The 18,356-nt window shown below is 59.5% G+C and carries 17 protein-coding genes; 8 read left to right on the top strand and 9 right to left on the bottom strand.

What is annotated here, in order from left to right:
• The first annotated feature begins 33 nt into the window (after positions 1 to 33).
• From IB264_RS12555 to IB264_RS12535, 5 genes are all read left to right on the top strand, one after another.
• A complete protein-coding gene (locus IB264_RS12555; RefSeq protein WP_210335607.1) occupies positions 34 to 819 on the top strand; it encodes an ABC transporter substrate-binding protein in 786 nt (261 codons plus the stop codon).
• 117 nt (positions 820 to 936) lie between these two features.
• Positions 937 to 1,626 (top strand): ABC transporter permease, encoded by a 690-nt coding sequence (locus IB264_RS12550; protein WP_192433503.1) that lies wholly within the window; start codon positions 937 to 939, stop codon positions 1,624 to 1,626.
• Positions 1,623 to 2,363, top strand: coding sequence for an ABC transporter permease (locus IB264_RS12545; protein WP_192433501.1), 741 nt, complete (start codon positions 1,623 to 1,625; stop codon positions 2,361 to 2,363). The genes IB264_RS12550 and IB264_RS12545 overlap by 4 nt, the downstream gene beginning before the upstream one ends.
• 85 nt (positions 2,364 to 2,448) lie before the next feature.
• The gene (locus IB264_RS12540; RefSeq protein WP_375154962.1) at positions 2,449 to 3,240 is read left to right on the top strand and encodes an ABC transporter ATP-binding protein; all 792 of its coding nucleotides are present in this window, start codon (positions 2,449 to 2,451) and stop codon (positions 3,238 to 3,240) included.
• 24 nt (positions 3,241 to 3,264) lie between these two features.
• The gene (locus IB264_RS12535) at positions 3,265 to 5,118 is read left to right on the top strand and encodes a LysR family transcriptional regulator (RefSeq protein WP_192433498.1); all 1,854 of its coding nucleotides are present in this window, start codon (positions 3,265 to 3,267) and stop codon (positions 5,116 to 5,118) included.
• Positions 5,119 to 5,145: 27 nt separating this feature from the next.
• Here IB264_RS12535 and IB264_RS12530 read toward each other — a convergent pair whose 3' ends face one another.
• From IB264_RS12530 to IB264_RS12515, 4 genes are read right to left on the bottom strand one after another with little or no spacing between them, the layout of a single operon-like run.
• Positions 5,146 to 5,769 (bottom strand): UbiX family flavin prenyltransferase, encoded by a 624-nt coding sequence (locus IB264_RS12530; protein WP_192433496.1) that lies wholly within the window; start codon positions 5,767 to 5,769, stop codon positions 5,146 to 5,148.
• Positions 5,759 to 7,105, bottom strand: a complete 1,347-nt coding sequence (locus IB264_RS12525) for a UbiD family decarboxylase (RefSeq protein WP_192433494.1) — start codon at positions 7,103 to 7,105, stop codon at positions 5,759 to 5,761. Before IB264_RS12525 ends, IB264_RS12530 begins: the two co-directional genes overlap by 11 nt.
• Positions 7,106 to 7,118: 13 nt before the next feature.
• Positions 7,119 to 8,393, bottom strand: coding sequence for a Zn-dependent hydrolase (locus tag IB264_RS12520; protein ID WP_246811747.1), 1,275 nt, complete (start codon positions 8,391 to 8,393; stop codon positions 7,119 to 7,121).
• 26 nt (positions 8,394 to 8,419) lie between these two features.
• Positions 8,420 to 9,790 (bottom strand): dihydroorotase family protein, encoded by a 1,371-nt coding sequence (locus IB264_RS12515; protein WP_192433490.1) that lies wholly within the window; start codon positions 9,788 to 9,790, stop codon positions 8,420 to 8,422.
• Positions 9,791 to 10,031: 241 nt separating this feature from the next.
• Here IB264_RS12515 and IB264_RS12510 point away from each other — a divergent pair, with 241 nt between their 5' ends.
• On the top strand, positions 10,032 to 11,429 hold the full coding sequence (locus IB264_RS12510; protein WP_246811746.1) for an MFS transporter: 1,398 nt from the start codon (positions 10,032 to 10,034) through the stop codon (positions 11,427 to 11,429).
• A 304-nt stretch (positions 11,430 to 11,733) separates the two neighbouring features.
• Here the strand turns inward: IB264_RS12510 and IB264_RS12505 are convergent, their stop codons facing one another.
• Entirely contained in the window at positions 11,734 to 12,384 is a 651-nt protein-coding gene (locus IB264_RS12505; RefSeq protein WP_192433488.1) for a TetR family transcriptional regulator, read from the bottom strand.
• A gap of 92 nt (positions 12,385 to 12,476) precedes the next feature.
• Here IB264_RS12505 and IB264_RS12500 point away from each other — a divergent pair, with 92 nt between their 5' ends.
• On the top strand, positions 12,477 to 13,133 hold the full coding sequence (locus IB264_RS12500; RefSeq protein WP_192433486.1) for an O-methyltransferase: 657 nt from the start codon (positions 12,477 to 12,479) through the stop codon (positions 13,131 to 13,133).
• Between the two features lie 89 nt (positions 13,134 to 13,222).
• A complete protein-coding gene (locus tag IB264_RS12495) occupies positions 13,223 to 14,089 on the top strand; it encodes an SDR family oxidoreductase (RefSeq protein WP_192433483.1) in 867 nt (288 codons plus the stop codon).
• Between the two features lie 96 nt (positions 14,090 to 14,185).
• On the opposite strand, the gene IB264_RS12490 is transcribed toward IB264_RS12495, so the two are convergent.
• The 4 genes from IB264_RS12490 to IB264_RS12475 form a co-directional block, all read right to left on the bottom strand.
• Positions 14,186 to 14,761 carry an alpha/beta fold hydrolase gene (locus IB264_RS12490; RefSeq protein ID WP_246811745.1) on the bottom strand — a complete coding sequence of 192 codons (576 nt, stop codon included), beginning with the start codon at positions 14,759 to 14,761 and terminating at the stop codon, positions 14,186 to 14,188.
• A gap of 414 nt (positions 14,762 to 15,175) precedes the next feature.
• Positions 15,176 to 16,072, bottom strand: a complete 897-nt coding sequence (locus IB264_RS12485; protein WP_192433482.1) for an NAD(P)-dependent oxidoreductase — start codon at positions 16,070 to 16,072, stop codon at positions 15,176 to 15,178.
• Positions 16,073 to 16,256: 184 nt separating this feature from the next.
• A complete protein-coding gene (locus tag IB264_RS12480) occupies positions 16,257 to 17,246 on the bottom strand; it encodes a sugar-binding protein (protein ID WP_192433480.1) in 990 nt (329 codons plus the stop codon).
• 47 nt (positions 17,247 to 17,293) lie between these two features.
• Complete coding sequence (locus IB264_RS12475; RefSeq protein WP_192433478.1) at positions 17,294 to 18,274, bottom strand: NAD(P)-dependent oxidoreductase; 981 nt, start codon at positions 18,272 to 18,274, stop codon at positions 17,294 to 17,296.
• Positions 18,275 to 18,356: the final 82 nt, after the last annotated feature.

Here is an 18,356-nt window from a genome sequence, read left to right as displayed (position 1 = left end):
AACCAACGAAAACCAAACTGGGGAAAAATCATCGTGTTCAAGATCATAGCAGCATCTCTCATACTGCTTTCCGGCTCCGTCGCGGCACATGCCGCGGATCGAACCGGACAGACGATTAAACTGGGCATCGATCCAACTTATCCGCCGCTCGAGTTCAAGAAGCCGGACGGGAGCCTGACCGGTTTCGGGGTTGAGATCACCGAGGCCATCTGCGCCGAACTACGCGCCAAGTGTATCTGGGTGGAGAGCAGCTGGGACGGCATCATTCCTTCGCTGCAAGCACGCAAATTCGACATCATCGCGTCGTCGATGACGATCACGGAGAAGCGCAAGGAGCAGATCGCCTTCTCTGACAAATACTCCAACGCGCCCTCGCGCCTGGTCGCAAGACGGGGTTCCGGTCTGGAACCGACGCCGGAATCGTTGAAAGGCAAGCGGATTGGCGTCCAGCAGGGGTCATCGCAGGAGACCTACGCCATGGCCGTATGGCGGCCTGCCGGTGTGGAAGTTGTCGCTTACCAGACGCAGGACCAGATCTATTCCGATCTCGGATCGGGACGTCTCGATGCATCTTTGCAGGCGTCAATCCAGGCAAGTGACGGCTTCTTGAAGAAGCCTGAAGGGCAGGAATTCGAGTTTGCTGGTCAGGATATGAACGACCCGAAGTACTTCGGCATCGGCTCGGGTTTTGGGCTCCGCAAGGAAGATGCGGAACTGCGCGAGGACGTCAACAAGGCGATCGCGGCCATCGTCGCTGACGGAACCTACAAGTCAATCAATGACAAGTACTTCGACTTCGACGCCTACGGCGGACAATAAACGCGATAGCGATGTTCCTGCCTGGTCAACTCGCCCTGTGCAATCGTATCGGCTGCACAGGGGTAAATCCCGCGTTGCCGTGGCCATTCACGACGCGCTTACGAAAAGAACAGACATATGGCCCTCGACGGATATGGTCCCCTTGTATTGGCCGGATTGCTGACGACGATTGAGCTCGCCGTTCTGTCGATCGCAGGCGCATTCTTTGTTGGCATCGTTGGGGCAAGTTGCAAGCTGTCGTCCAGACGCTCGCTGCGCCTTGCAGCCACCATTTATACGACGGTGATCCGCAGCGTACCCGATCTCGTCATGATGTTGCTTCTCTTCTACAGCCTCCAGATGTGGCTGAACGGAGTTACCGATCGCCTTGGTCTGCATCAGATTGATATCGATCCGTTTGCTGCCGGTGCGATCACACTCTCGTTCATCTATGGTGCTTACTTCACGGAAACATTCCGAGGCGCATTCCAGGCCGTCCCGCGCGGACAACTCGAGGCGGCGGCGGCATATGGCATGACGCCGTGGAAAACGTTCTGCAGGATCTTGTTTCCGCAGATGATGCGCCATGCCCTTCCAGGCATCGGCAACAATTGGCAGGTCATGATCAAGGCGACCGCACTGGTTTCGCTCATCGGCCTCAACGACTTGATCAAGGTTACGCAGGACGCGGGCAAGGCGTCTTCCAGCTTCTTTTTCTTTAGCATTCTGAGCGCGGCCATCTTCCTTGGGCTCGCAACGGCGACAAATGTCGTCGTGTTCATGCTCGAGCGATACTTCTCAACCGGCGTCAGGAGGGTAGGCGCATGATTGAGATCCTGCAGGAGTACTGGAAGGCCTATCTGTGGACCGATGGCTACCGGATTACCGGCGTCGCCATGACCTTGTGGCTCCTTGTTGCCTCCATCGTCCTTGGATTCGTTCTGGCGATACCGCTTTCGGTGGCACGAGCATCGGCCAATCCATACATCCGGGTTCCGGTCTGGCTCTACACCTATGTGTTTCGAGGCACGCCCCTCTATGTGCAATTGCTGATCCTCTACACCGGTTTCTACAGTTTCAGCTTCGTACGGTCGGTGCCTCTTCTCGACAGCTTTTTCCGCGAGGGGATCAACTGTGCGATCCTGGCATTTGCGCTTTGCACCTGTGCTTACACGACCGAGATCTTCGCCGGCGCCATCCGCGCCGTGCCTCACGGTGAGATAGAGGCGGCCCGCGCATATGGCATGTCGGCATTTACGGTTTACCGGCGGATCGTCCTTCCGTCAGCCCTCAGACGCGCACTGCCAGCCTACAGCAACGAAGTGATCCTTGTCCTGCACGCGACGTCGATCGCGTTCACTGCGACCGTGCCTGATATTCTCAAGGTTGCCCGCGACGTGAATTCGGCGACCTATGCCTCATTCGAAGCCTTCGGTATCGCCGCCGTTCTCTATGCATCGATCGCATTCACTCTCGTGTGGCTGTTTCGTCAGCTTGAAGGCAGGCTTTTGGCATTTACGAAGCCTCACACTGCCCTGAGTGGCGCAGGGCAGACACTGGTGTGAGCACCGTGCTGGATCAATTGGGACAGTCTCACGAAAATAACGAAGGGTCGGAGTTGGTCCGCCCTCACAAGGGAGGGTGCTTATGGTGAACGGCCAGGAGGTGTTGGAGGGAAAATCGATCGCGGTGGCGGTCGGGAACCTGCACAAAAGGTTTGGTGCCCTGGAGGTTCTCAAAGGCGTCAATTTGAACGCATTGGAGGGCGAGGTGGTCTCGATGATCGGGGCCTCTGGATCCGGCAAGAGTACGTTGCTGCGCTGTATCAACCTACTTGAACTTCCCTCGCAGGGAACAATCGAGGTCGCCGGCGAAAAGCTGAAACTTCAAGCCAATCGCGACGGAAATCTCCATCCTGTCGATCACCAGCAGCTTCGACGCATCCGGACGCGCCTGTCCATGGTGTTCCAGGGGTTCAATCTTTGGCAGCATATGACGGTTCTGCAGAATGTCGTGGAAGCGCCGATCCACGTGCTCGGCATTTCGCGTGCGGATGCGCGAGAGAAGGCGGAACACCTGCTCAACAAGGTCGGTCTTTACGAAAAGCGACACCAGTATCCGGCCTATCTCTCCGGAGGGCAGCAGCAGCGGATCGCCATCGCCCGTGCCCTATGCATGGATCCCCGTGTCATGCTTTTCGACGAACCCACGTCGGCGCTCGATCCTGAGCTCGTCGGAGAAGTCCTGAAAGTCATCCGGGACCTTGCTGAAGAGGGACGAACGATGCTTCTTGTGACCCATGAAATGAAGTTCGCCAGAGACGTTTCGAACCATGTTATGTTCCTTCACAACGGAATCGTTGAAGAACAGGGGCCACCTGAACGGGTGTTTTTCCACGCTGAGAGCGAGCGTTGCCGCCAGTTCCTGTCGCGCTCGCACTGACATCTAGGGAGGGCTGCTAGACAATTGGAAACCAAGCAGCTTTCTTACTTTGTTCTCGCTTGCCAGTATAGAAACCATGCAGAGGCGGCCGCAGACGCAGGCATGTCGTCCTCGGCGCTTAGCGAAAACATCAGCCAGCTCGAGCAGGACCTCGGGATCAAGCTTTTTCAACGGGGCCCTTTGGGGCACTATCCGACTGAAGCTGCGCGATGGCTGTATCAACGAGTCGAGCCGATTTTGCAAAGGATCGAAGCGGCCGAAGACGGCGCTTACGCCGCTATCCCTGCGCCAGCACGCCGCTTGGAGGTTTCGACCCCTCTCCAGTTCACGCTGGGGCGCTTGTCCAGAGCTATAAGCCTTTCCGTCAGATATCTGCGAAAGGAGCACCCGCAGGTCATTCCACGCGTCCGTTTTGATGTGCCGATTGAAGAGGACCAATCCGATCTGCCCGCTCACGTGGCTATCCGCTACGGTGACGATAGCACCGCTTGCGAAGATGCATTGCTTTATCGCGATGATTGGATCGCTGTCACCAACCATGAACGGGCCGGCGAGCCGGGCCGCAGCTTGGACTTTGATGCACTCCGGCGGTTGCTGATCCTGGTGCCGCCGCTTTTGCCGGCGCAGCGCAGACTGGTTCGCGCCTATTGCGCGGCCCATGACCTTCCCGAGCCGATCGCCACTGCCGAGGATGTTGGAACCTTCCCTTATCTCTCCCGCGAAACGCGCGCTTGGGCTATGCTCGCGCCACGTAGCCTTGTCGCCGTGGGCGCTTCGCGCCTGCAGCTCGATTATGCGGTTTTGCCGGTCGAACTCAGCAGCCCTGTCGTGGCGCATGTCACAGGCATCGCGCAACCGGCAAGAACATTCGTCGACCATCTTCAGCGCGTTCTGTCTTCGCCGCCGAGACCTGTGGTCTACGACCCGCGTATCACTTTGCGGCAGATGCGCTATTTCCTGGCATTGATGGACCAGCTCAACGTCACAGCCGCCGCTCGCAAACTTCACGTCGTCCAGCCGGCATTGTCCAGCCAGTTGCGCAAGCTCGAGGCGACGCTGGGTGTCAGTCTTTTTGAGCGTCAGCGGACGGGCCTGAAGCCGCTGGCAGATGCCCACGGCTTGGCGGGGCTTTTCAGAGAGGGGGTTGAAGCATGCGACCAACTCGTTGTGCAGGCCAACAGGATCGCGCCCGGCGACCCTCAGAAAATAACCATTGGTGTCGTTCCTCTTGCGACGCATATCGGCCCGCTTTCGGAGGCACTTGCCGCGGCAATCAGCGAATGGACCGGCCAGCATGCTGCGATCAAGCTACAGCTAGTCGAGGCACCGGCCACAGCACTTCATCGTTGGGTAGAGGCTGGCGAGATCAGTTTCGCCATCGTTGAAACGCAGGTGTCACGATCGTCACAGCTCGATCTGCGTAATCAGGATCGTATGGTGGTGGTCACCAAATCAGTCGATGCCATTCTTCCGCCTGGCGATGTCGAATTGGCAAAGTGCACGACGCTACCGCTGATATTACCAAGTCCTGTGTTCGGTCTTCGCCAACTGCTGGACCAGGCCGCAGAGAGCGAAGGCCTGGCTTTCGCGCCTGACATGGAGATCAACTCCATTGCCATGATCCTTGCGCTCGTCCGTCGAATGCGGCTTGCGACTATTCTTCCTGAGACGGCCATCCAGAATGTGGCGCGTGCCGAGATGTTTCAGCTCAACCCGATCGGTAGTCCGAGCATCTATCGGCGGTTGTCGATCGTCTTCTCGACGGACCGAAGCCTGACCGATGCGGAGCGCGGCCTCGTGGATCTCCTCAAAGCGCGCCTCGCCGATGCAAACCAACAGGAAGTCCAAGTGCCGCTTGAACCAGGCTGGGAAGACTAAGTCGCAGCAAGAAATACCTTGGCGTCACTACTCCTTCCAACGCTTGACCACGCCGACGTCCAGATCGAAGAGGTCCAGCGCGCGCCCAACGGTGTGGTCGATTATGTCATCCACAGTCTCAGGGCGGGAATAGAACGCTGGCACCGGCGGCATGACGATTGCACCCATCTCGGTCACCGACACCATATTGCGGCAATGCCCCAGATGAAGTGGTGTCTCACGGAACATGAGGACGAGCCTCCTTCTCTCCTTCAACATCACATCCGCGGCTCTCGAAACGAGGGTGCCACATGCTCCCGATGCGATTTCACCCAATGTCTTGGCCGAGCAGGGCGCAATGAACATGCCTTGGGTGCGGAAGGAGCCGCTTGATATGGCGGCCGCGACGTCGTCGTTGGAGTAGACATGATCGGCGCGGTCCCGGATGTCCTTCACCTTGATGTCGGTCTCGTAAGCGAGGGCCACCATCGCTGATTTGGACATGACGAGGTGTGTCTCGCAGTTCAGCTCGCGCAACACCTCGAGCAAACGGATGCCGTAGATATGGCCGGAGGCGCCCGTGATCGCCACCACGAAACGCTTCCTGGGCTGAGGCACGATAAACTTGCGGCTCGCGCTGGTCGCGTCTGGGACAAGGTTCTCAGTAGTCATCAAGCTGCCTCCTCACACTTTCGTAGATATCCGAAGGCGGCCTGACGAATTCCGATCGTCCACCCGGTTCGCCGTCGCCCGGTCGCGTCGTGGCGACCATTCCGATCTTCGTGACAACAAGGTCTTCGTGGACGGGATCGCACCGGTCGGCCTTGACCCCAGGCAGAACGATGAGGTCCTCGTGGCCGCGGAAACGTGCAGCGAGCGACCATTCGACCTGCTGCCAGTCTTCCGGATCGACGTCGTCTTCGACGGCGATCACGAGCTTCAGAAGATTGACGCACCCCATCGCAAGCAGAATAGCGCGCTTGCCTTCGCCGAGCTTCGGGCGCTGCATCGCGATCACTGCATGCAGCCGGCCCATGCCGCCGTCGGTGATCACAACGCGTTTCACGGCCGGAATGGCACGTTGCAGATCACGTGTGAGCGTTGCCCCAATCGAGACCGCCCCCATGAGGCAGTGTTCTGATGCATAACCCGGCAGGATCGCCTGGTAGATCGCCGGCTTTCGATGGGTGATACAGGTGACGTCCACTCCAATTCCGGGTCCGTAATAAACATAGAAGCCTGGGAATTCAGACACCGCCCCCTCATTGATCAGGTCATCGGGCCGCAGGCGTCCTTCAATAACGATCTCGGCGTGCGCCGGAACTTCGACATCAACCGTGCGGCATCGCACGAGTTCGATCGGCTCGCCCAGCAGCGCGCCGGCAGTGTCGAATTCGTCATCGCCGAGGTCGAGGTATAGCTGTGAGCCAAGAAGCACGGCCGCGTGGTTGCCGATGGCGATTGCAATTTCGAGGTCGCGTCCGAGGTGCTTGGCCTTCTCCGCCAGTTGAGCCAAATGGTGGTTCTTGGCGATACCGGCCATCATGCGTTGACCACCCTCGAGACGGAGCCGAGCAATTGAAACGTTGCGGCGGCCGGTCTCCGGATCTTTTACGACGATGACACCGGCGGTGATGTAGGGGCCACCTTCCTTCTCGAACCAGTGTGGGACTGGCAACAAGGCGCCCACATCGAAGGGCGGGTTATGGATCACCTCCTGCACCGGCGCACGATCAACCAGAAGCGGTTTGATCGGGGCACGCAGCGCAGACAGGCAGAACGCATCGAGTTCGGCGGCATCTGTACCCAGGGCGAGGGCATACCTCTGCCTGTTGTTGTAGAGATTGCCGACGACCGGCATGATGTGGCCGCGTACGTCCTCGAAAAGCTGAGCAGGACCGCGGTCGCGCAAGCTCAGGACGGATGCAATTTCGAAGCGGCTATCAACCTCGCGTACTACGCGGTGCAGCTCTCCTCGCTGTTCAAGTGTTGCGAGAAAGCTACGCATACTTTGATCACGTCTAGACAATAGCTTCTCCCGAACCCTGCTCTGGTTCTGTGACGAGGTCGAATTTTAGGATGGCGTCGTGGATAACGGCGGCGCCTGCTGCAAGACTATCGCGCTCGGCCCACTCTTCGGGCGCGTGGCTGCGACCCTCGCGGCACGGAACGAAGACCATGGCGCTCGGTGCGATCCTCGTGAGGAAGGCCGTGTCGTGTCCGGCTCCTGAGGCCATGGTCCGGCTCGACAAACCAAGGGAGATTGCACTCTCTTGGAGCATCGACCGAAGCGTGTCGTCGCATTGAGCCGGGTCGCTATCGGAGAGGACCTTCCAGACCGGTCGACCGATCCCCAATTGGTGTGCGATCGCACGGGTGCGTTGGTCCAATGCGGCTATGAAGTGTTGTGTGAGCGAATGGTCTTCGGCACGGATATCTGCGACGATCCTTGATGCGCCGGGCACGACATTGGCCGCGTTGGGCTGTTGTTCGACGATGCCGCAGGTGGCCACGAAATGTCCTCGTCCGGTCAATGCGTCCTTGGAAGCTCTGTCGGCCACGAAAGACACGGTCATCGCCGCGGCAAGCCCGGCATCGCGCCTCATGGCCATGGGTGTGGTGCCGGCGTGGTCGGCACGGCCCTCGAAAGCGATCTCAACCCGGGCGATTCCGACGATAGCGCTGACGATGCCAAGGTCTATGCGGCTCTCCTCGAGCACTGCACCTTGCTCGATGTGCAACTCGAAGCAGGCAACGACATCGCCGCGGACTGCATCGGTCAAGCGCTTGGGATCACCGCCGACACGCATGATCGCTTCGCCTAGGCGCTCGCCGGTGGGATCCGCATATTCGAGCTGATCGCCGGTCAACATTCCGGTCATCGCGCGACTGCCCACGCAAGAGAGTCCGAAGTCGGACGGCTCTTCGGCGAGAAAGTCCACCACCTCGACAGCATGACGAAGTTTTCGGCCGGCTTGGTGCAGCGACCGCGCAATCTCAAGTGCAGCAATAACGCCGGCGACGCCGTCGAAGCGACCGCCAGATGGGACGGTGTCTGAATGCGAGCCGATTATGATCGTTCCGGCAGTCGTATCAGAGCCCTCCAGCCTTCCGATCAGGTTTCCCCCCGCATCGATGCGAACTGTCATTCCCGCTTCCTTGAAGCGCCGCGCGAGCCATTCACGCCCCTCGATGAACAATTTCGAAAACGAGCGTCTCGTGTAAGGTCTTTCGGGCTCGGTGATCGTCGCGAGTTCCATGAGATCGCTCCACAGACGCTCGGCATCGAGGGGCATATTCCTTCCCGATCTTAGCGCGGCGCTCATATCAAGGTCTCCCGCGAGGGCGTGATGAACTTTCCTGCTCCGGGGTGAGCCAGGACCTGCGTGCCATCGAAAACCATGTGGCCCCGCTGGAAGGTCGCAATCGGGCGGTGCTGGATCTCGAGCCCTTGGTACGGGCTCCAGCCAACAAAGTTGTGACCGCTAGCAGCCGGATCATAGCGTCTGGGGTCTTTGGCCATGACGACGATATCGGCATCGCGACCCGGCTCGAGCGCTCCCTTCCGGTGTCCTATTCGAAACAGTCGCGCGGGATTTGCTGCAAGCAGCCGGGCGGCCCATGTCGGGCTCAACCCGCGAAGCAAGAGCCCATCGAGAAGCAGCGAGTAGAGAACCTCAAGGCTCGGTGCACCGGATGCATTCTTGAGCATGTCGGGGTCGCTTTTCCGATCCTCCGACCAACTGACGTGATCGGTCGAGACGACCGTCACGCCGCCAGCGGCAAGGTGCCGCCAGATCGCCTTGAGCTCGCTGCGCGGTCTGATCGGAGGGTTGACCTTGGCCTTGCCGCCAAGGCGCGCCACGTCGTTTTCCTCATCGAGCACGAGATAGTGGATGCAGGCCTCTATCGTCGCATCGAACCCGTTTGTCCGGTGGTTTGAACACAGTTCATAGCCACGACCGATCGAGCAGTGCACGATATGCGCCGAGCAACCCGTTGCAGCGCCGATCTCGTAGACCTCAGCCGTGGCCAGTGCTTCGGCGATCGCTGGCCTTGCCATGCCATGCGCGCGATAGTCGCTGATGCCCAAGGCTTGGACGTCGGCGTCAGCAGCGCGCACCATTTCATCGTTCTCGTTGTGAACGCCTGCAGCCATCCCGTGGCGTGCAATTTCGGCGAAGCACGCATGTAATGTCTGCGGAGGTATGCGCGGAAAGCGCTCTGGGTGTGTTCCGAATGTTGAGAACTTGAAAGCAGCCGCTCCGGCGCCGACCATCTGGGCAATATGCTTTGGCCCGTCATTGGGATGGACGGTGCCGTAGAGCGCAAAGTCCACGCGCGCCTGTTGCCCGGCTTCCAATGCCTTTTGGGCAAGCCGCTCGGCGTTGCAGATGAGATTGCCGTCGTCATACGGCATATCGACGATTGTGGTTACGCCACCGGCGGCGGCTGCGCGTGTCGACCATATGAAATCCTCCTGACCGGCCTGCGAGCGCGAATGCACCTGTGAATCGATGGCGCCGGGAAGAATATAGGCATCTTCGAAGTCGTGCCGCTCCTTGCTCGACGCTGGGGGAATACCCTCGCCAATGCGTTCGATGATGCCGTCGCGCACAGCGACATAGCCGTTCTCCCGGACACGATTAGCGTCCACCAACCGGCCAGTTAGGATCAAGTCAAAATCACTCATAGCGTCTCCTCAATGCCATGAGCATGCGCAGGCAGGTGGTCTCTGGATAATTGCTTTGTCCGAAGTCGGCTATCGCCGGACCCGAATTCGCCGAGGCGCCGAAGCGATCTGACGAGGATGTTTGCTATTTGAGAGCGCGGTGGCCCGCAGGTCGCAAATCTGTTGGGCAGTTCGCCGTCCGCTATGGCTCACTTCGCCATTCCTGTTTGGACGGAAGCCTTGCATCCCAGCAGGGTTGCGATTGCAGGGCGCATTCGGCACGGGCACTTGGGGACTGGTACAAGCCGCCGCCGCCGCCATCACCATAAGCAAAATAAGAGGGAGCATTGTCATGAGCAGCATCACATCTGGGGCGGAGGCCTCAGATCGCAAACAGGTCATCGCTGGACGCCGGGCTGTTGTCGCGGCATCGGTCGGGAACGCGCTTGAATGGTACGACTTCATCATCTACGCGTTGTTCGCCGTCTATATAGCCCAGAACTTCTTTCCTGGGGGCGACCAGACGACGGAACTCGTCAAGGCATTTATCGCGTTTGGTTTGGGCTTTATCATCCGTCCGCTGGGCGCAGTTCTGATTGGCGTCTACGCGGACCGCGCCGGTCGGAAAGCGGCCCTGACGCTGACGATCATGATCATGGCGCTTGGCACTCTCGTTATCGCCGCCGCGCCCACCTATGCCGCCATCGGGATTGGTGCGCCACTCCTCCTGCTGGTCGGCCGGATGCTTCAAGGTTTTTCCGCGGGCGGCGAACTCGGCGGTGCAGCCGCTTTTCTCGTTGAGCATGCCCCTGAGGGAAAGAAGGGCAAGTACGCATCATGGCTGCAGGGAAGCATGGCGATCTCCAATATTCTCGCCGCACTTGTCGCATTCACGGTGACCGCTCTGCTCACGCAGCAGCAGATCGGTGAATGGGGATGGCGCCTGCCGTTTCTTGTCGGACTTCTCATCGCGCCGGTGGGTATCTGGATGCGCCGCACGCTCGATGAGACGCCGCATTTCCGCGAGGAGATTGCTCGTCAGAACAAATCCGGCGTGACCGAACGACTGCCGCTAAAGGCGGCGTTCGTGGAGTTCTGGCGGGAACTGCTCAAAGGCACGGGAATGTGTGTGCTGTGGGGTGTGTCGACCTACACGCTCGTCATCTTCATGCCGATCTATATTCAGCGCAGCTTCGGCATGAGCGGATCGGACACCTTCCTTGCTTCCCTTATCGGCAATGTATTCATGTTGATCAGCTGCGTCGTGGCGGGAAGCTTGTCGGACGTTGTTGGACGCAAGAAGGTGCTGGTCGTGGCAGCAATCATCCTTGCGACGGCGGTCCATCCGTTGCTTTGGCTGCTGCACATGTCGTCGACGCTTCCCACGCTGATCTTTGTGCAAACCGCGTTCTGCATCATGGTCGGCCTCTATGTCGGCGTGGCACCGTCGGCCCTTTCCGAGATCTTCCCGACACGCGTTCGGTCGACCGGAATGTCTCTTGCCTACAATACCGCTACGACAATCTTTGGCGGTTTCGCACCCGCTATCCTCACATGGCTCTCCCAAGGCGGAGGAATCTATGCGCCAGCCTGGTATATGACCGCAGCGGCGGCATGCGCGTTGTTGGCTATCGCCACGTTGAAGAGGCCGGTCGGGTAAACATGCCGGCCGCAACGCCGAGCGGCTGGGAGCATTCGCCGCCGTAGCGGAAGGCGCTGATAGCGATTCTCTCTCTACGGCGACGCAGGCAATGATTGGCTGGGGGGAGGAGATGGCAACGACGACATGGAAGTCGGTATTGGCAACGAAACCTTCGTAGACGGTGAGGGGAGCGGCGCCGCGGGTTAAGTCCCGGACTGATCGTGTCGTCGGTTCCATGTGTAGGGTTCGGTTTGCGGCCATCCCGCCGGTGAGTCTTCCCAGAGTTCCTGGCGACCATACGATCAGAGCGTTCAATCGCGCATCACCCGGCCGTTGCGGAAATATCGGAACGCAGGCAGCGGATATAGGCGCAGAACATGTCGGACATGGCATTCGCGTATGCTGCGATTTCCGCGTCGGTCTTCGGCTCGGCTGAGAACTCCTTGCCGACCGTGGTCATGGTCGCCATGACGAGGTCGCCGGCCGTGGCCCGGATCGCCGCGGAGGTGTCCGGAAGAAGCTCGGACATGAACGCCTCGATGACCGTGTCATCCGCCGCCCGCGCGTCCTGCGCTTCCGGCGCATCCCGGTAAAGCGGGGCGGCATCGCTAAGTGCCACCCGAACGGCAGCTTCCTCGCATTCCGAACGGATGAAGGCCTGCACGAGGCTACGGAGCCGCTCGAGCGGCGGACGGGACCGGTCCGTCAGGATGTCGCCCAGGAGATCCGATGTCTGCCGCCACTCATCGCTTTGCAGACGGAACAGGATAGCCGCCTTGTTGGGGAAATACTGGTAGAGAGATCCGACGCTGACACCTGCCCGTTCGGCCACCCGCGCGGTCGTAAAACGCTGCGCACCCTCCTGCGCCAAAACTTGAACAGCCGCCTGAAGAATGGCGGCGACAAGCTCGTTCGAACGCGACTGTTTGGGCTGTTTTCGTGTGGAAATACGGGGACTTGCGCGATCAGTCATCGGGACCTTTTGCAATGCGATTAGCAAACGCGACGAATTATTCGTATTTTCAATTCGAAAGCAAGTCATCGCAGCGAACCAAGGATTTTCCGATGAACACTCTCAAGGACATACGCCTTGCATCTCTTCTCGACCGTCTCTTCGACGAAGCGGATGCCGCCACCAGCCCGGCCTTGGCAGAACTCTCCCACGCGGAGCGCGACCGCCTCATGCACAGCAAGACGGAGTATCTCGACTTCTACAGCCGCATGAAGGATCTTTGGCTTCCCGTGTCCCGCCAGACCGGCGAACTGCTCTACATGCTGGCCCGAAGCAGCGGCGCAAGGACGATCGTCGAGTTCGGCACGTCGTTCGGCCTCTCGACACTCTACCTCGCGGCAGCGCTCCGGGACAATGGCGGGGGGCAGCTGATCACCAGCGAGTTCGAGCCGTCGAAGATTGCAAGGGCACGACAGAACCTGGCTGACGCGGGCCTCATCGACCTCGTCGAAATCCGCGAGGGCGATGCGCTGACGACGCTGAGTATGGATCTTCCCGAAAGCATAGATCTGCTCCTGCTCGATGGCGCGAAGCCGCTCTACCCGGAAGTCCTTTCACTGGTCGAGAGCCGTCTGCGGCCCGGAGCACTGGTCGTTGCCGACGATGCGGATCATTGCCCGGACTATCTCGATCGCGTCCGCGCGACTTCGGGCGGCTATCTGTCGACACCGTTCGCCGACGACATCGAGCTGTCGATGCGCGCGGCCTGAGCCTGCCAACGTTCAACTGCCACCAACCCAAATCGAACATACAACGAAAGGGCCGTCCCAATGGGACGGGCCCTCAATGGAGAATTGTCATGCATGTATTCGTAACAGGCGCAACCGGCTGGGTCGGCTCCGCCGTCGTCGAGGACCTGATCCGCTCAGGACATAAGGTCAGTGGCCTTGTCCGTTCGGCGGAGAAGGCATCTGCCCTTGAAGCCATCGGTGCGAAGGTTGTCGAAGGTTCGCTTGATGACCTCGACATCCTGCGGGCTGCCGCTTCAGCCGCCGACGCCGTGATTCACACCGCCTTCAACCACGACTTCTCGAGGTTCCTGGAGAACGCGGCACAGGACGAACGGGCGATCGAGGCACTGGGAGGCGTCCTCAAAGGGTCGGACCGCCCATTGCTCGTCACCTCCGGCCTCTTGGGTCTGCCACGCGGCGCAACCGAAGCAGACCTTCCCAATCCGGCGTCGCCGCGCAAGTCGGAAGCTGCCGCAAGGGCGGTGGCGGAACAGGGCGTGCGCGCAGCGACGGTGCGTCTTGCGCCATCCGTTCATGGGGTGGGCGACCATGGTTTCATCCCGATCGTCGCGGGCCTCGCGCGCGAAACCGGCGTGTCCGCCTATGTCGATGACGGCTTGAACTGCTGGTCCGGGGTTCACCGTCTGGATGCGGCGCAGGTCTACCGCATGGCCCTTGAAGCCGGCGTGACGGAGAGCGTCTACCATGCGGTTGCCGTCGAAGCGGTTCCGTTCAGGGAAATCGCCGAAGTGATCGGGCGCCAACTCGGCCTACCGGTCGAACCACGGTCGCGAGAGCACTTCGGCTGGTTTGCCAACTTTGCAGCGGCGAACATGGCGGCGTCCAGCGCCAGGACCCGCTCGCTCCTTGGCTGGCAGCCGAGTGGTCCGGGCCTGATCGCCGATCTCGATCAACCCGCCTACTTCCCGCGCTGATCGTGAGACGAGTTCTCACTGCCGCGCTGATGCCGAGCCCCAGGCGTTACACTGAAACTGCACGCCAAACACTCGCCTCACGTTTTGCGGTCTATCTCAATGCGCGCGCAGGAAGCGAAATAGATCCTGTGTGAAGTCATGCGGGTTCTGCAAATGGGAAAAGTGGCTGACTTCCGGCTGTATTAGCAGACCAGCACCGGGAATGTTTTCGGCGATGAACAGCGTATCGGTACGCCTGACAATTTCGTCGTGGTCGCCGGCTGCAACCCAGATAGGGTGTTCAAGGTTGCGAAGGTCACTTTTCGTTATGTTTGGTTGCGAGCCCCACATTTTTTCCATTTGCTCAAGGAAGTCGTCGTATTCGACGGGTGTGGGAGACAGCTTTTCATACTCATCGCGCGTCCGCTGAGAATAGTTCTCAAACATCCTGCTATCGGATAGATCGTAGATCCCGGACGGGTCACTGTTAGCCGCAAATGCGAATAGGCGGCTAACGCGGCCAGGATTAGCGATCACTAGCTTGAGGCCGATGATTGCGCCGTCGCTCCAGCCTATCACCGCAGCCTTGGACACCGTTAAATCATCCATCAATGCGATGACGTCGGAGGCCATGCGGTCGTAGCTGAAGGGGTCCGCATTCCGAGTGCTGCGTCCGTGGCCGCGGCTGTCCATAACGATGACCTGATAGGAGTTGGCGAGTTCCGGAACCTGATGGCCCTGGAATTGGCGAGACCGCCATGGAGCATAATCACAGGCTCACCGGAACCGTAGACAGCATACCAGATCTTGATGCCGTCGACCGCGACATACCCTTCGCGGGTCGTCGCGGGCAACTCGGGAGTTGCGGGAAGAGTTCGCCACCTTGGTTCTGCCATAGTAGCCTCCATCAACCCTTAGTTTGCGGCCTTCGAAGATCGCGGCAATCGTTGTCCGTGTAAGTTGCAATATACGTCATCTTCTCGCGGTTGCCAGTCGCCCGGTTTGGTGACTGCGGCGTTGGCTGCCATAGACGGCCTGAGCCATGCGGGAGTTTGCGCGTACGACAAGTCTACGCGTGAAGGTGACGAGGAAAACTTTGGGCGGTTTTCAGCCTGAAGTGACGTATTTTCTCCAGCCGTGCTCGCTGCGAAAACCCAAAATGTCATGCGCCTTCCAATTCGACAGCAACGTCTCGAACTCGCCGAGTTCCCGCTTGAGCGGTACACCGGGATAGAAGCGGTCGATGAGTTCGCGGGTAGGCAGATCGGAAGAGGTGTCGTCGTTTGCGGCATTGAAGATCTGGAATCCAAGCCCGTCCTTCTCAATCGCGCGAAGCGTGATCTGGCCGAGGTCGCGCGCATCGATGTAGCTCCACGCGATGCGTTTTCGAAAGCCCGGATTTGCGAACCATCCAGGAAACAGTTTGTACTCGCTCGGCTCAATGACGTTTCCGATGCGCAGGGCATAGATGTCGAAGCCGCTGCGCAGGGCAAAGGCGCGTGCCGTCTGCTCATTGACAACTTTCGACAAGGCATAACTGTCCATGGGGTCGACGTCGTATTCCTCGTCGAGCGGAAAGTAGCGCGGACTGCGGGGCTCGTTGGCAAAGACGAGGCCGTAGGTCGTCTCGCTGGATGCTATGATGACCTTGCGAATACCGAGTTTCACAGAGGCTTCGATGACGTTGTAGGTGCCGAGCGCGTTCACGCGGAAAAGTTCGTTGTCAGGAGCGATCATGATGCGCGGGATGGCGGCAAAATGCACGACGGCGTCGATCGGCTGGGGCCTCAAGGATGGATCGAACTCGTGCAGTCCGGTGTAACTCGACAAGGCGTTGAAGACTTGCCCACTATCGGTGATATCGGTGATGAGCGTCCTGACCTTCGGATTGTCAAGAGGCCGGGTATCGAGATTGAGGACCTGGTGGCCCTGCTCGATGAGATATTGCACGACATGGCGGCCGGCTTTGCCGCTGCCGCCGGTGAAGATGATCCTCTTTGCCATTCTGCTCTCCACAATGTGACGCGCATAAGGTCTCGCTCGCCAATGCGACGCCACGGATCAATTCGTTCCGATGCTGGCGATGCATGTCGCTCGCGTCAATGGGGATGCCTTGCCACCGCCTGCGCTGGCAAGGCTTCGGTCGGCGATTGTCCGGGCGCCCGCGAACGGGGCCCGGACGAGATCGTCACTTCTGGATGCACGTGTCGACTGTGTCCTTGGTGCACTCATCAAGACCGGTGAACACCGGATCTTCCACCGGCTTGCCGGCGATCAGATCCATCATGACAGACGGTGCCTTGTAGCCCATCTCGAACGGACGCTGCCCGACGAGTGCCGTCACCAACCCTTCACGCGCAATGGCAACCTCGTCGCCGATCGTGTCGGCAGCGCCGATGACGAAATCGTTGCTGGCAATCTTGTCTGCGATCGGCTTGAACAGGTCGCGATAGGGCTGCGGTGCGCCGAATAGCGGCCAGCCACCCATGATACCAAAGGCATCAAGGTCCGGATTGGCGGCGAGAATATCCGTCATGGCCTGCACGCCTGCTGCTCCGTTGTCATTGGTGAAGACCGGGCAGCCTGCGACTTCCGTCCAGCCTCCCTCACCCTTCAGTTCCGTCAGTCCCTCCTTACCGGTCAACGTGTCGCGCATGCCCTGGGCTCGGCGCAGAATGTTGTCCGCGCCCGGATTGCCCTCGATCGTGCAGATCTTGCCGCCATCCGGCTTGGCCTTCTTGATGTATTCGCCAATCCGGGCACCCATCAGGTAGTTGTCGGTCCCGAGATAGGTCTTGCGCAGGGCCGAGTCCTCTTTGGCGAGATCGGCGTCGAGCGTCATGACGGGGATCGTCGGGTTCGCGGTCTTCAGCGTTTGAGCGATCAGTTTGGCATTAGACGGCGAAATGGCGATTGCAGCCGTGTCGGCCTTGCCAAGCATGTCCTGAACGATCTGCGCTTCGCCGGCCTCGTCGGATGTCGAGGCCGGTCCGGTGTAAAAGCACTCATACTCGGAGTCCGGATTTTCCTTGTTCCATTTCTGGCAACCCTGGTTGATCGCTTCAAAGAAGGGGTTGTCGAGGCCCTTCACGACGATGACGAGCTGCTTCTTGGCCAGAGCCTGACCGGCACAGAGCGCCAGGACAGCAACGGCGGCCAGCAATATTGTCTTTCTCATTCTTTCCTCCCGTTGAACAAGCGGACATTGTCTGTCCGCGGCACAAATCAACCCGGATAAAAGACGATACGAGGATCGTTCGACTGACGCTCGTATTGCCAGGCCGAGTCGATAAGCTTTTCGAGATCGTAGTCAGGGCGCCAATCCAGAAGGTATTTGGCCTTGCTGTTATCCATCCAGTTCGAGTGGAAGGCGCTGGGGACGTCAACCGAGCCGAGGCCGCGCGTGCGTGCGAGGTAGCTTGCGACCTCGCCATAGTCCACTGGACGGTCCATGGAGACGTTGAACAACTGCCGTGCAGCGCGGGGATTGTCGATCGCAGCCAGGATCGCTGAGACCAGGTCGCTGACATGCACGAAATTGCGTTTTAGCGGCCGGCCATCTGCGTCGCGAAGGAGCGGCACGGTGCCGGCCTCGGCGTATCGCCTTGCTTCTGCGGGCGAAAAAAAGGTCTTCCAGTCTGGCCCGCCAAACACATCGTCGCCGAACGACAATGTCTGTTTGAAGTCGTCCTTTTCCATGATCCACGGCGCGCGCAGGCAGCAGCCGTTCGTGCCGTATTGAATTGCGTACTGCTCGAGCATCACTTCCTCGAGGACCTTCGATAGCGCGTAGCAACCGGGATAGGCGCGATGCGGCGTCTTCTCAGTCACGGGACCATCGTGGCGATAAAAGAAATGGCCGACCGACGCGTCCCCGCCGACGAGGATAAACTGGCGTGCGGAAGGGCTGATCCGGAAGGCCTCGAGTAGCCAGAACAATCCCTTGACCGTGATGTCCATGACCGCGTCTGGCGTTTCCTTGCAGGTGGCGAGGTGCACCACATGGGTGACGCCCTGCATTGCCGCATCTGCGACGTTGCGGTCGGCGATCGTCCCACGGACCATGTCGATTCGATCGCACGGGTCGAGCAGGCGATTGTGGCAGAGCGCACGGATCTGCGCCTGCGAAAAACGCGGTTGGTCAAGCAGCCCCGCGATGAGGTTCCGCCCGACCTTGCCCGTTGCACCGGTGACAAGGATCAGCATTTTTGTCTCCCACCGGTATCTAATATACAGGGCAACGTGTATTTGTCATACAAAACAGTTTCTACGCACAGGACGTCATTGA

Source organism: Ensifer sp. ENS11, from assembly GCF_014851895.1.
Classification (GTDB): Bacteria; Pseudomonadota; Alphaproteobacteria; order Rhizobiales; family Rhizobiaceae; genus Ensifer; species Ensifer canadensis.
Note: the sequence above shows the minus strand (reverse complement) of the source record. Positions and strands in the feature narration are given on the sequence as shown.